The 12,742-nt window shown below is 67.2% G+C and carries 10 protein-coding genes; 3 read left to right on the forward strand and 7 right to left on the reverse strand.

Features of this window, described 5'->3' with window-relative positions; all coding sequences use genetic code 11:
- The first annotated feature begins 35 nt into the window (after positions 1-35).
- On the forward strand, positions 36-3,425 hold the full coding sequence (locus V1Y59_RS05150; RefSeq protein WP_330503760.1) for a pyruvate carboxylase: 3,390 nt from the start codon (positions 36-38) through the stop codon (positions 3,423-3,425).
- 630 nt (positions 3,426-4,055) lie between these two features.
- On the opposite strand, the gene V1Y59_RS05155 is transcribed toward V1Y59_RS05150, so the two are convergent.
- The 3 genes from V1Y59_RS05155 to V1Y59_RS05165 all read right to left on the reverse strand — a co-directional run bounded on the left by V1Y59_RS05155 (position 4,056) and on the right by V1Y59_RS05165 (position 7,113).
- On the reverse strand, positions 4,056-4,712 hold the full coding sequence (locus tag V1Y59_RS05155; RefSeq protein WP_330503761.1) for a nucleoside/nucleotide kinase family protein: 657 nt from the start codon (positions 4,710-4,712) through the stop codon (positions 4,056-4,058).
- Between the two features lie 127 nt (positions 4,713-4,839).
- Positions 4,840-6,450 (reverse strand): 4-hydroxyphenylacetate 3-hydroxylase family protein, encoded by a 1,611-nt coding sequence (locus V1Y59_RS05160; protein ID WP_330503762.1) that lies wholly within the window; start codon positions 6,448-6,450, stop codon positions 4,840-4,842.
- Between the two features lie 93 nt (positions 6,451-6,543).
- Positions 6,544-7,113 carry a flavin reductase family protein gene (locus V1Y59_RS05165; protein WP_330503763.1) on the reverse strand — a complete coding sequence of 190 codons (570 nt, stop codon included), beginning with the start codon at positions 7,111-7,113 and terminating at the stop codon, positions 6,544-6,546.
- A gap of 146 nt (positions 7,114-7,259) precedes the next feature.
- On the opposite strand from V1Y59_RS05165, the gene V1Y59_RS05170 reads away from it, so the two are divergent.
- Positions 7,260-8,201: an AraC family transcriptional regulator gene (locus V1Y59_RS05170; protein WP_330503764.1), complete on the forward strand. Its 942-nt coding sequence runs from the start codon at positions 7,260-7,262 to the stop codon at positions 8,199-8,201.
- Positions 8,202-8,221: 20 nt separating this feature from the next.
- Here the strand turns inward: V1Y59_RS05170 and V1Y59_RS05175 are convergent, their stop codons facing one another.
- Positions 8,222-9,145 (reverse strand): SDR family NAD(P)-dependent oxidoreductase, encoded by a 924-nt coding sequence (locus tag V1Y59_RS05175; RefSeq protein ID WP_330503765.1) that lies wholly within the window; start codon positions 9,143-9,145, stop codon positions 8,222-8,224.
- 111 nt (positions 9,146-9,256) lie between these two features.
- Here V1Y59_RS05175 and V1Y59_RS05180 point away from each other — a divergent pair, with 111 nt between their 5' ends.
- Complete coding sequence (locus V1Y59_RS05180) at positions 9,257-9,793, forward strand: MarR family winged helix-turn-helix transcriptional regulator (protein WP_330503766.1); 537 nt, start codon at positions 9,257-9,259, stop codon at positions 9,791-9,793.
- Here V1Y59_RS05180 and uraH read toward each other — a convergent pair.
- The 3 genes from uraH to V1Y59_RS05195 all read right to left on the reverse strand — a co-directional run bounded on the left by uraH (position 9,756) and on the right by V1Y59_RS05195 (position 12,722).
- Complete coding sequence (gene uraH, locus V1Y59_RS05185) at positions 9,756-10,082, reverse strand: hydroxyisourate hydrolase (RefSeq protein ID WP_330430466.1); 327 nt, start codon at positions 10,080-10,082, stop codon at positions 9,756-9,758. The two genes, V1Y59_RS05180 and uraH, sit on opposite strands and share 38 nt — an antisense overlap.
- Positions 10,079-10,615 (reverse strand): 2-oxo-4-hydroxy-4-carboxy-5-ureidoimidazoline decarboxylase, encoded by a 537-nt coding sequence (gene uraD, locus V1Y59_RS05190; protein WP_330503767.1) that lies wholly within the window; start codon positions 10,613-10,615, stop codon positions 10,079-10,081. Before uraD ends, uraH begins: the two co-directional genes overlap by 4 nt.
- A 118-nt stretch (positions 10,616-10,733) precedes the next feature.
- On the reverse strand, positions 10,734-12,722 hold the full coding sequence (locus tag V1Y59_RS05195) for a solute carrier family 23 protein (protein WP_330503768.1): 1,989 nt from the start codon (positions 12,720-12,722) through the stop codon (positions 10,734-10,736).
- Positions 12,723-12,742 lie beyond the last annotated feature (20 nt).

Consider the following 12,742-nt stretch of genomic DNA (forward strand, 5'->3'; position numbering starts at 1 on the left):
AGCGCAGTTGTGTGCGCGTGACGAGAGAGAGCCCAGTGTTCGAGAAAGTCCTGGTGGCCAACCGCGGAGAGATCGCGATCCGCGCCTTCCGAGCAGCCTATGAACTCGGAGCCAGAACCGTAGCGATCTTTCCCTACGAGGACCGCAACTCCGTTCACCGGCTGAAGGCCGACGAGTCCTATCAGATCGGTGCCCCCGGGCATCCCGTTCGTGCGTATCTCTCGGTCGACGAGGTGATCGGCGCCGCGCAGCGCTGTGGCGCCGACGCGATCTACCCGGGCTACGGCTTCCTGTCGGAGAACCAGGGTCTGGCGGAGGCGTGCGCCAGCGCCGGCATCACCTTCGTCGGTCCGTCGGCGGACGTACTGGAGTTGACCGGCAACAAGGCCACCGCAGTCGCGGCCGCGAAGGCCGCGGGGCTGCCGGTGTTGGCGTCCTCGGAGCCGTCGGCCGATGTCGACCAACTCCTGCGCGAGGCAGCCGACATGCAGTTCCCGGTGTTCGTGAAGGCGGTCGCCGGAGGTGGCGGCCGCGGCATGCGACGGGTGGAGAAGATCGAGGACCTCGGGGAAGCGATCGCGGCCGCATCGCGCGAGGCGGATGCGGCATTCGGCGACCCGACGGTGTTCCTCGAGCAGGCGGTCGTCAATCCGCGTCACATCGAGGTACAGATCCTCGCCGACACCCAGGGCAATGTCATCCACCTGTTCGAGCGCGACTGCTCGGTACAGCGACGCCACCAGAAGGTCATCGAGCTGGCTCCGGCCCCGAATCTGTCGCCGGAGCTGCGGGAGAAGATCTGTTCGGACGCCGTCGCCTTCGCTCGCCACATCGGCTACACGTGTGCGGGTACGGTCGAGTTCCTGGTCGACGAGCAGGGTCGGCACGTCTTCATCGAGATGAATCCACGCATCCAGGTCGAGCACACCGTCACCGAGGAGATCACCGACGTCGACCTGGTCGGTTCACAGCTGCGGATCGCGTCGGGCGAGTCGCTCGACGACCTGGGCCTGAGCCAGGACAACCTGCAGATCCGTGGCGCGGCGATGCAGTGCCGCATCACCACCGAGGATCCCGCCAACGGATTCCGGCCCGACGTCGGCCGGATCACCGCCTACCGCAGCCCGGGTGGCGCCGGCGTACGCCTGGATGGCGGCGCGGTGCTCGGCGCGGAGGTGACGGGCCACTTCGACTCGATGCTCGTCAAACTCACCTGTCGCGGTAGGGATTTCGCGACCGCGGCGCGTCGTGCGCGACGCGCGGTGGCGGAGTTCCGCATTCGTGGTGTGGCGACCAACATCCCGTTCCTGCAGGCCGTGCTCGACGACACGGACTTCCGCGAGGGGCGGGTGACGACGTCGTTCATCGAGGACCGGCCGTGGCTGCTCACCTCCCGGTCGTCGGCGGACCGCGGTACCAAGATCCTCTCGTACCTGGCCGACGTCACCGTCAACAAACCGCACGGTGAACGACCCACCAAGGTCTATCCGCGCGACAAGTTGCCCGCGCTGGATCGTGCGACGTTGTCGTCGCCGCCGGACGGTTCGCGCCAGCGACTGCTGGACCTCGGGCCCGAGGGGTTCGCGGCCGATCTGCGCGATTCCAAGCGGCTCGGCGTCACCGACACCACCTTCCGCGATGCGCATCAGTCGCTGCTCGCGACCCGGGTGCGGACCAGCGGCCTGCTGATGATCGCGCCTTACGTGGCGGCGATGACCCCGCAGTTGCTGTCCGTGGAGTGCTGGGGCGGCGCGACCTACGATGTGGCGCTGCGGTTCCTGAAGGAGGACCCGTGGGACCGCCTCGCGCAGCTGCGTGAGGCGATGCCCAACATCTGTCTGCAGATGTTGCTGCGTGGCGCGAACACCGTCGGCTACACGCCGTACCCGACGAAGGTCACGACCGCGTTCGTCGCCGAGGCGACCGACGTGGGCATCGACATCTTCCGGATCTTCGACGCGCTCAACAACATCGATCAGATGCGCCCGGCGATCGACGCGGTCCGCGAGACCGGCACCGCGGTCGCCGAGGTCGCGATGAGCTACACCGGCGATCTGGCCAACCCGGCCGAGGACCTCTACACCCTCGACTACTACCTGCGGCTGGCCGAGCAGATCGTCGAGGCCGGCGCGCACGTGCTGGCGATCAAGGACATGGCCGGGCTGCTGCGGGCCCCGGCCGCCACCAAGCTGGTGTCCGCACTCCGCAGCAATTTCGATCTGCCGGTGCACGTGCACACCCATGACACCCCGGGCGGGCAGTTGGCGACCTACTTGGCGGCGTGGGAGGCCGGCGCGTCGGCGGTCGACGGTGCCAGCGCCGCGCTGGCGGGCACCACCAGCCAGCCCGCGTTGTCGGCGATCGTGGCCGCAGCCGCACATTCCGAGCGCGACACCGGCCTCGACCTGCAGGCCGTCTGCGACCTCGAGCCCTACTGGGAGGCGCTGCGCAAGGTGTACGCGCCGTTTGAATCGGGGCTACCCGCACCGACCGGTCGCGTGTACACCCACGAGATCCCCGGCGGTCAGCTGTCGAATCTGCGTCAGCAGGCGATCGCCCTCGGACTCGGCAACCGCTTCGAGGCCGTCGAGGAGGCCTACGCCTCTGCCGATCGCATGCTGGGCCGGCTGATCAAGGTGACCCCGTCGTCGAAGGTCGTCGGCGACCTCGCGCTCGCGCTGGTGGGGCGCGGGATCACGGCCGAGGAGTTCGCGTCCAATCCGTCGGGTTACGACATCCCGGATTCGGTGATCGGGTTCCTGCGCGGCGAACTCGGCGACCCGGCCGGCGGCTGGCCCGAACCGCTGCGCACCCTCGCCTTGGAGGGCCGCGCGGAGGCGCCGGCGATCGCCGAGGTGTCCGACGACGACTCCGCTGCTCTTGACACTCCCGGGCACAAGCGGCAGCAGACGCTCAACCGGTTGCTGTTCCCCGGTCCCACGCGGGAGTTCGATGAGCATTTCGAGACCTACGGAGACACGTCGCGGCTGTCGGCCAACCAGTTCTTCTACGGCCTGCGCTACGGCGAGGAACACCGCGTTGAACTCGAACCCGGTGTCGACCTGCTCATCGGACTCGAAGCGATCAGCGAGCCGGACGAGAAGGGCATGCGCACCGTGATGTGCATCCTCAACGGCCAGTTGCGTCCGCTGCAGGTCCGTGACCGCTCGGTCGACTCGGCCGTCGAGGTTGCCGAACGCGCCGACCGCTCCAACCCGCACCACATCGGTGCCCCGTTCGCCGGGGTGGTCTCGCTGTCGGTCGACGTCGGCGACGAGATCGCCGCCGGCGCCGCCATCGGCACCATCGAGGCGATGAAGATGGAGGCCACCATCACCGCCCCCATCGGCGGCAAGGTCGCCCGCGTCGCCGTCGGCCAGGTCACCCAGGTGGCGCCGGGTGATCTGCTCATCGAGATCGGCTGAGGCGCAAGCCCGTTCGGTGGTCGAGTAGCCGCGTGCGGTACCTAACCGGTGGTTGAGTAGCGGCGTGCGAGCTTGCGAGCCCGGCGCGTATCGAAACCTGGTGCGCGGGATCTCGATACGTCCTCGGCTGGCGCCTCGGACTACTCGATCAGCGGGGGGTTACGTCGGTGGTTGGGTAGCGGCGTGCGGTATCTAACCGGTGGTTGAGTAGCGGCGTGCGAGCTTGCGAGCCCGGCGTGTATCGAAACCTGGTGTGGGGGATCTCGATACGTCCTCGGCTGGCGCCTCGGACTACTCGATCAGCGGGGGGTTACGTCGGTGGTTGGGTAGCGGCGGTCGGTGCCTAATCGGTGGTTGAGTAGCGGCGTGCGAGCTTGCGAGCCCGGCGTGTATCGAAACCTGGTGTGGGGGATCTCGATACGTCCTCGGCTGGCGCCTCGGACTACTCGATCAGCGGGGGTTACCTCGGTGGTTGAGTAGCGGCGTGCGAGCTTGCGAGCCCGGCGTGTATCGAAACCTGGTGTGGGGGATCTCGATACGTCCTCGGCTAGCGCCTCGGACTACTCGATCAGCGGAAGGTGGTCTCGGCTGGCGCCTCGGTCTACTCGATCGGCGGAAGGTGGTCTCGAACTACCCGATCGGCGGAGGGGCGTCGTCGATGACGATGTCACAGCGGTGACGTGTGGCCGCGATGAGTCGGGCGTTGGGTTCGTCGACGTCGTCGACCCAGGCCTGCGCCTCGGCGCGGGACTTGCCGGCGGCGTGATGGCGTTCGACCAGTCGCGAACGACGCACATCGGCGGGGGCGCCGATGTAGTAGATGCGGTGCAACAGGTGCGGGAGCCTTCGCCACGGGTCATCCTCGAGCGCAAGATAATTGCCCTCCACCACGACGACGCGGGCGGCACGGCCGACGACGAGACGGGCTGCCACCGGTTCGCCCATCGAATGGTCGAAACCGGGGCAGTACACCGGACGGTCGTCGTCGGACGCGATCCGCTCGATGAGGCTGACGAACCCGTCGGCGTCGAAGGTGTCGGGAGCGCCTTTGCGATCGGAGCGCCCGAGGTCGTCGAGCACCCGGTTGGACAGATGGAACCCGTCCATCGGGACGAGCGCGCCGGTACCGACGCCGTAGGCGTCGTCGACGAGCTCCACCACCGATCGTGCGAGTGTGGTCTTGCCGGCACCTGGTGGTCCGATGATCCCGACAAGTACGCGACGGTGCTCGGTCAGCAAGGCGGGCAGGTCGGCGAGAACCGCGGGTCCACCGTCATCGTGAGGCACATCGTCGACGGTAATCGCGGGTCGTCCCGGATGACGCGGTTCGGCCCGGTTCACGCGGGTCGTCGACAACCCGCGTGGACCGAGACGAACCGCGCGCACCGAGAGGACCCGCGTGAGGCGCGCCGGGTCAGCTTGCCGGACCGAAGTAGCTGACGTCGTCGTTGCCGATGAGGTCGGGGACCGTCCAGCCATCCAGGTCGTACTCGGCCAGGCATGCCTCCGCGAGACCCTTCATCTGATCGACGCCGCCGCGGTTCTGCGCGGCGAAGAGCAACTCCGCCTTCACGTTCTCGTGGTTGCCGGAGTAGTTGCGTTCGTACAGTTCGTGTCGGCCACCGAACTCGGAGCCCACCGAATCCCACAGAGCCTTCATGACCTTCACCCGGTCGACGGCCGTGATTCCGTTGGAACCGCGGACGTACTTGTCGAGGTACGGTCGCACATCGGGACTCTTGAAGTCGGCGGCGCTCGACGGCAAGTAGATCAGGCCGGACGCCACGTCCTGCTCGATGATCTCCTTGACGCGCGGATAGCCCTGCATCATGAACATCCGATAGGTCAGGCCGTACTCCAGTTTCGGGATGACGGTGTCGCCGATCCACGGCTCCGGGTTGCGGGCCATCGCATCACTCAATGTCCAGAACAGATTTCGCCATCCGATGACCTCCCCGACCCGCGTCTGGACACCGCGGAACCCGCCGGAACCGGTGCAGTCGAGCGCCTTCATCAACAGTCCGGCGATGAAGTCGAGCTTGACCGCGAGGCGGGTGCAGCCCTGGAAGGTGAAGCGCGGCAGGAATCCCGACTGCGGGAAGAAGGCGTTGATGCGATCCACGTCGCCGTACATGAAGACGTTCTCCCAGGGGACGAGGACCTTGTCGAAGACGAAGATCGTGTCGTTCTCGTCCATGCGGCTCGACAGCGGGTAGTCGTACGGGCTACCCATCACCGAGGCCTGCTGGGTGTAGGAGGTGCGGCAGATCAGTTTGATCCCCGGTGCGTCCATCGGGACGGTGCAGATGAGCGCGAACTCCTTCTTGCGGATGGGGAGTCCGTAGTGGGCGATGAAGTTGTAATTGGTGATGGCCGAGCCGGTCGCCACCACCTTGGCGCCCGAGACGATCAGCCCGGCGTCGGTCTCCTTCTCCACCTTCATGAACACGTCGCCGACCTCATCCGGCGGGAGTTGGCGATCCACGGGCGGATTGATGATCGCGTGATTCCAGTACAGAACCTTCTCCTGGGATTCCCGGTACCAGCGTTCGGCATTGGCCTCGAACGGCGCGTAGAGGTCCTTGTTGGCGTGCAGGGTGCCCAGGAAGCTGGCCTTGTAGTCGGGTGAGCGACCCATCCACCCGTAGGTCATGCGCGCCCATTCGGCGATCGCGTCGCGCTCCTTGACGAGGTCATCCGAACTCGTCGGCGCCTTGAAGAACGGCATCGTCACCCCGCCGTTGCCGGTGTCGGTCGGGGCGGTCACCGTATCCTTGTGCGGCCCTTCGTGCATCGAGTCGTACAGGCGTGCGGTCATCCGCACGGGGTTGCGGAAGGCGGGGTGGGTGGTGACGTCTTTGACTCGCTCGCCATGCAACCAGATCTCACGTCCGTCGCGGAGGGATTCGATGTACTCGTCGCCCGTCATCGGGCGCGACGCGAAGTTGCGGGCCTGATTCGCCGGTGACTCGGCAGCCGGGTTCGTCTGCGGGGCATCGGTCTCGGGTCGCTCGATGGTGGTCATGATTGATACCTCTTTCTGATCGATTGATCGACAGTGCTGATGAATGATGCCGGTGATGAATGACGCCGGTGACTAACAGATCGGTATGAAAGGTCAAGCGGGCTGGTCGGTTCGCGTGAGGTGGAACGGTGTGAAGGTCGTGGCCGAGTCGAACCAGCCGGAGTGTGGGTCGTCGGCGCACAGCGTCCAGAGCGAGTTGACCGAGGGTTTGCCGAGATCGTGAAAAGTGCTGCGGTAGTAGAGTAATGGTGGCTTTCCGCTGGCCTGCGCGTCGACGATCTCGCCGATGAAGATGACGTGGTCGCCGCCGTCGTAGCTGCGCCAGGGTTGGCAACTGAGGGTCGCCGCGGCACCGCAGAGGACGGGTGCGGTGGGGCCGTCCGCCCATCGCGGTCCGGGTGTTGCCGGGCGCCCGGCGAAGTGCATCGCGATGTCGAGTTGATCGGCCGCCATGATGTTCACGGCGAACGGCTGGTCGTGTAAGAAGCCGCAGGCCTTGGACTTTCGCGTCAACGTCACCTGGCAGAGCCGGGGTTCCAGAGAGACGGCCGTGAACGCGGTGACGGTTGCGCCGTGCGGTTGCCCGTCGGCGTTTCTGCAGGTGATCACGGTGACGCCGCTGGCGAACTGGCCGAACACGTTCTGCAAGGCCTTGCGTTCCATGGTGGGCCTCCTTCCTCATCGGGCAGAATGTGATGTAGAACATAGGTCGGCCGTGGCGGTGTGACGATCCGCCGAACGCGACGGTGAGCCGGATAGCGCGGCGAACCGTCGAAGCGCGGAAGAACCGGCGGCCGTGAGGAGTGAGAATGAGCCGACTCGAGCAGATGCGCATTCCCGGCGAACCCGACTGGGATGCCGCGTCGGCCGCGGTGTCCGATGCGTACTTCCCGCACCAGCTCCACCCCCGGGAGTCGCGGAGTTCGGCGGCGCAGGCCGATGTGTCGGTGACCGTGATGGGCCCGTTGCGGATCGCACGTATCGGGTGGGGAGCGGAGGTCGCGATCCATACGGATCATCCAGGGGCCTACGGCATCAATGTCCCGCTCGGCGGTGTGTTGGAGACGCAGGTCGGGGGCCATTCGGTCGTGTCGACGAGCGGGTTGGCGACGATCAACCCGCCCGACACCCCCGCCGACATCACCCGCTGGTCGAGCACGTGCTCGATCGTCGGCGTGAAGATCGACAGAGACTTCCTCCGCCACGAGATGGATCGGGTCGGCGGTGGACCCGGCGCGACGATCCCCGATCAGCTGGATCTGCGAGCGCCGGCCGGCGAGAGCTGGTTCCGGTTGGTTCGTTCCATCGCCGCGCAGCCGGCCGACGACCCCCTGCTGGCGAACCCCTTGGTCGCGGAACAGCTGGCCGCGTCCCTCACCGATGCGTTCCTGCTCGCGGCCCTCCCCGATGATCCCCTCGACCACCATCTCCCACGCCCGCGGATCGTGACCCGCGTTCTGGACGCGCTGCGGGCAGATCCGGCCCGGCCGTGGACCGCGGCCGACATGGCCGACGTCGCCGGGGTGAGTGTCCGGCGACTACAGGAAGGTTTCCGTGAGTACGTGGGCCGTACACCACGCGACTGCCTCACCGAGATGCGCCTCGCCGCAGTGCACGACGAGCTGCGCGCCGGTGCGACGTCGGTGACCGACGTGGCGATGACGTGGGGGTTCACCCACACCGGGCGGTTCGCCGCCGCGTTCCGCCGGAAGTACGGCATGCCGCCGTCCGCGTTGTTGCGGGAGCTGTAGGTGCGGCCGGAGCTGCCCGCCTAGGTGAGCGAGGCCTGCATCCCCACCATCCGCGCACTCGCCGACCACAACGACTCCGCCACGTCGCCGCGGCGAGCGAGCGCGGAGGGCTCGATCCAGGTGATCCGGCCGCGACGAAGCGCTGCGTACCGATGGTGTCCATCGGGCGGCGATGTGCTCCCGAGGGCGAGTCGAGCGAGAGCGGTGCCTGCCTGGGCTCGCGAGTTGAGCGTCGGCGACAGGCGCCGGAGCGGGACGCCCACCGGTGTGCCCAACACCGACCACGCGGTGCGCCGCAGTCGTCCCAGGTCGCGGGCCAATCCGGTCCCGAACACCTGGCCGGGGTCGTAGGCGATTGCCGAGATGGATCGGGATGCGCTGTCCGGCAATGCGTTCAATGCGCGAACGGTGAGCACGGTGCACAACTTGGAGGCGGTGTACGCATGTTGGCCCGCCTGGGCGGGATTCGTGTGTCGGTCCGGGTCACGCTCGGGATGCGCCAGAAGTTCCGCGTCGGCGTGGCGGGGAACCGCCAGGCCCGCACCGGTCGTGGGGTCGTGGGTGCCGCTGGTGGTGAACATCATCCGGCCGCCCTCGGCGAGGTGCGGCAGGAGGAGTCGCGCGATCAGGTACGGCGCCAGATGGTTGGCGCAGAAGGTGGTCTCGATCCCGGCGGTGGTGCGAGAAGTGTCGTCGGCCAGGATGACCCCGGCGTTGAGGACCAGCGCGTCGATCCCCGGCGGGTCGAGTCTGCGCACGACGACGTCGGCGAACCGGCGGACCGAGTCGAGGTCGGTCACGTCGAGTTCGAGGACATCGCCGCGCGGGTTCGCAGGGGCTGATCTGCTGCCGACGATGAGTCGTACGTCGTCGTGTTCGGTCATCGCTCGGGCGGCCAGGGCGCCGAATCCCGACGTGGCGCCGGTCATCACAATCGTGTGCATCTGACACCTCGATTCACGAATGTCGTGCATCAAGTATGCACCCTTGGTGATTATCAATCAATGGGACGATCAATCGCTTTGACTGTCACGCTGCGAGCGTATTGTGGGTGCATGGTGACGTCTGACAAATCATTCCGCCCGCTGCGCCAGCGGCCGAGTTTCGTCCTGTCGCAGTTGGGTTTTCATTCCGACCGTACCTTCGACGAGCTGCTCGTGCCGGTGGGCGTCACCCGCCGCCAGTACGGCATGCTGCGCATCCTGGCCGACGCCGATGGCCGCACCCAGCAGGAACTCTCGTCGGTCCTGCGCGTTCATCGCAACGTGATGGTCGGCCTCGTCGACGAACTCGAGGCGGCCGGCTTCGTCGAACGACGGCGCAACCCGGCCGACCGTCGAGCCCACGCGGTCCACCTCACCGACCGCGGCCGCGCACTTCTCCCGATGGGCGAGGCCGCGTTGGACGCCTGCGACGACCAACTGTTCGGAACCCTGTCGGCAGCTGACCGCGAGACACTCGGTGACCTGCTCGCGCGGGTGGCCGACGCAGCGCACCTGCTGCCGGGCGTGCATCCCGGCTACGAGCAGGCCGGCGACGCACCGCCGAACCCGATCAGCTCCCGCGGTAGGTCGAATACGCGAACGGGCTGAGCAGCACCGGAACATGGTAGTGCCGGTCGGGATCGGCGACCTCGAAACAGATGTCGATCTCCGGGTAGAACGCCGTGATCGAGTGATCGGCGAACCAACTGCCGGTGTCGAAGACGAGGTGATGGATCCCGGCCACCAGCGGCTCGCCGTTCACCTCAGGGATCCGGCCATCCGCGTTGGTCACGCCCGACGCGAGTTCGGTGCCGGCGGCATCCTGCAAGACCACGGACATGCCGACCGCGGGCGCACCCGTCACCGCATCGAGTACGTGTGTCGACAAACCGGTCACGCGGAGACCTCCTGGGTCGCTGTGGATTCGGAGCCGTCGGCACCGAGCAGCCGCTCGAGCCGGAGGCGGTTGATCTTGGCCAGTTCGGATCGCATGACGCGGCGTTCGGTCTCGGGATCGTTGTCCAACCGGTCGGTGAGGATGGCGAGCAGTTCGTCGGCCGACTTGCCGCTCGCGCACACCAGGTAGACGTACCCGAACTTCTCCTCGTAGGCCCGATTGCCGTCGGCGAGTGCATCGAGGACCGACGCCTGCGCCCCGGCGACCCCGGCCTGCTCCCGCTCCGACGACGCGTTGTCGACCTTCCCGCCGATCCGTGGATGCCCGTCGAGGGCGGCGTCGATCTCCGCCTCCGGCAATTCCGCGAGTACCCGATCCGCCCTGTCCAACAACGACTCCCGGCTTTCGAACGGCTTGCCGGCCAGCACACGGCGAGCCCAGATCGATGACGAGCAGCACTCGAACAAGGCGTGCATCGCCTGCCGATCCGTCAGCCGTTCGAACCCGTCGAGGCCGATGCCTTCATTACGCAAATCTCATATCCCATCATGAGTGGGCGGTCGCCGGCCGGATGTCGGCTCTGCCTGCGACCACCGTAGTTCCGAACCGAGCCGCCCGCGAATCACCGACGGTGATCCGCGGGCGCGTTGCTCACGGTGTCGAGGAGTTCACCAACGATGTGGTGATCGGGTTGGCGTCGGCGACCAGGTCGCTGAAGCGGTAGTTGGTGATCTTCGCGATCTCGACCATCGCGAAGGAGCGTTCGGCGTCCTGTGGGTTCTCCATCCGCGACCATCCGGCGGCCAGGACCCGATCGAACCGATCCGCCTCGCGCGCACAGATGACCAGCGGGAATCCGAAGTGGTCCCGGTAGGACGCCGCGAGGTTGACCACGCCGGCGTGCTCGGCCTCGTCGAGGTGGGCGAGCGACTCGTGGTCGCTCGCGGTGAGCGCGCCGGTCTCGTCCTCGGCGCCGAGCGTCGGGAACGAGCGGATCAGTGCGAGTTGTTCGTCCTCGGTGCCGGCCAGCAACGACTCCTGGAAGGCGCTGCGCAGGTCGTGGGCGTCGGCGAACGGTCGCGCGTCGTAGGCGCGGTTGACGACCCAATCGACGTTGTTGACCAGGCCGCCGAACGCGTCGGCGAACTCCTCGCGCGACATCGCGTTGACGTCCTGCAGGTGAATCCGGCCGCCACCGGCGATGGCCTGGCCGCGTCCGCCGACGTGGAAGAACAGGACGTTGAGCAGTATCGCGGTGATGGCGCCCATCGTGATGCCGGCGCCGAACGGGATCTGCAGCAGGCCGGGTACCGCGTCGGCGATGCCCGGCGCGGAGACGGAGACCTCGCCGGTGGCGACGACGTCGCCGGCGGCGTCGGTGACCGTCGCGCCCGAATAGGTGCTGGTGCCGCCCTGCGAGTGCTCGACGTAGAGCCCGAGTGCCAGCGACGTGGAGACGATGATCAGGTTGCGGTGGTCGGTGAAGTCGACCTTCGACAGCGTCTGGATGCCGACCACGGCGACCGTCGCGAACAGGGTCATCGCGGCGCCACCGAGAACCGGCGCGGGGATGGCCTCGACGACGCGGGCGGCCTTCGGGAACAGACCGAGCAGGATCATGATCCCGCCTGCCGCGGCGACCACCCAGCGGCTGCGCACGCCGGTCAGCCGCACCAGTCCGACGTTCTCGGAGAATGCCGTGTACGGGAACGAGTTGAACGAGCCGCCGACCATCGTCGCGAGTCCGTCGGCCCGGACGGTTGCGGCGATGTCGTCCTGCTTGATGCGTTTCCCGACGATCTCGCCGACGGCGAAGACGCTGCCGGTGGACTCGACGGCGATGATCAGCATCACGATGATCATCGAGATGATCGCGATGGCGCTGAACTGCGGCCAGCCGAAGGCGAACGGCGGGACGAATCCGACCCAGCCCGCGTCGCCGACGTCGTCGAAGCCGGTGTCGCCCAACGCCCACGCGACACCCGTGCCGATCACCAGGCCCAGCAGCACGGCGATGGTGCCGAGGAACCCGCGCAGGAATCGTTGCAGCAGAACGATCACCGCGATGGTGCCCAGTGCGTACATCAACCAGCGGGGATTGTCCGGTTCGTGCACGTGGGTGTGTGGGTTGGTGACCGCGTCGCCGATGCCGACGGGCAGCAGCGCGATACCGATGATGGTGATGAGGGTGCCCGTGACGACGGGTGGGAAGAACCGGATCAGTTTCGAGAAGTACGGCGCGATCAGGAACGTCACCGCGCCGGCGACGATGACCGCGCCGAACACCACGAGCAGACCTTCCCGGCCGCCGCCGTTGGAGTTGGCGATCTGGATGATCGGCGCGAGCCCGGCGAAGGTGATGCCCTGCAACAGCGGGAGGCGGACACCGATCTTCCAGATGCCGACCGCCTGCATGATCGAAGCGATTCCGCAGGTGAACAGGTCGACCATGATCAGCATGGTCAGCGCTTCGCCGTCGAGGCCGATGGCGCGGGCGATCAGGATCGGCACCAGGACGGCGCCGGCGTAGAAGGCGACGACGTGCTGGAACCCGAGGACGGCGAGTTTGCCGGCCGGTGGAACCTCGTCGACGGGGTGGCGGCGTCGTTGAGCACGGGAGGGGGGAGCGGATGACGACATGGGGCGGGGACCTCGGTATG

The organism is Gordonia prachuapensis (assembly GCF_036350515.1).
Taxonomy (GTDB): Bacteria; Actinomycetota; Actinomycetes; order Mycobacteriales; family Mycobacteriaceae; genus Gordonia; species Gordonia prachuapensis.

Coding starts and splice junctions, on each gene's coding strand:
- V1Y59_RS05180 (WP_330503766.1), top strand. CDS start 9,257: ATGGTGACGTCTGACAAATCATTCCGCCCGCTGCGCCAGCGGCCGAGT.
- V1Y59_RS05160 (WP_330503762.1), bottom strand. CDS start 6,450: ATGACCACCATCGAGCGACCCGAGACCGATGCCCCGCAGACGAACCCG.
- V1Y59_RS05195 (WP_330503768.1), bottom strand. CDS start 12,722: ATGTCGTCATCCGCTCCCCCCTCCCGTGCTCAACGACGCCGCCACCCC.
- V1Y59_RS05165 (WP_330503763.1), bottom strand. CDS start 7,113: ATGGAACGCAAGGCCTTGCAGAACGTGTTCGGCCAGTTCGCCAGCGGC.
- V1Y59_RS05170 (WP_330503764.1), top strand. CDS start 7,260: ATGAGCCGACTCGAGCAGATGCGCATTCCCGGCGAACCCGACTGGGAT.
- V1Y59_RS05175 (WP_330503765.1), bottom strand. CDS start 9,145: ATGCACACGATTGTGATGACCGGCGCCACGTCGGGATTCGGCGCCCTG.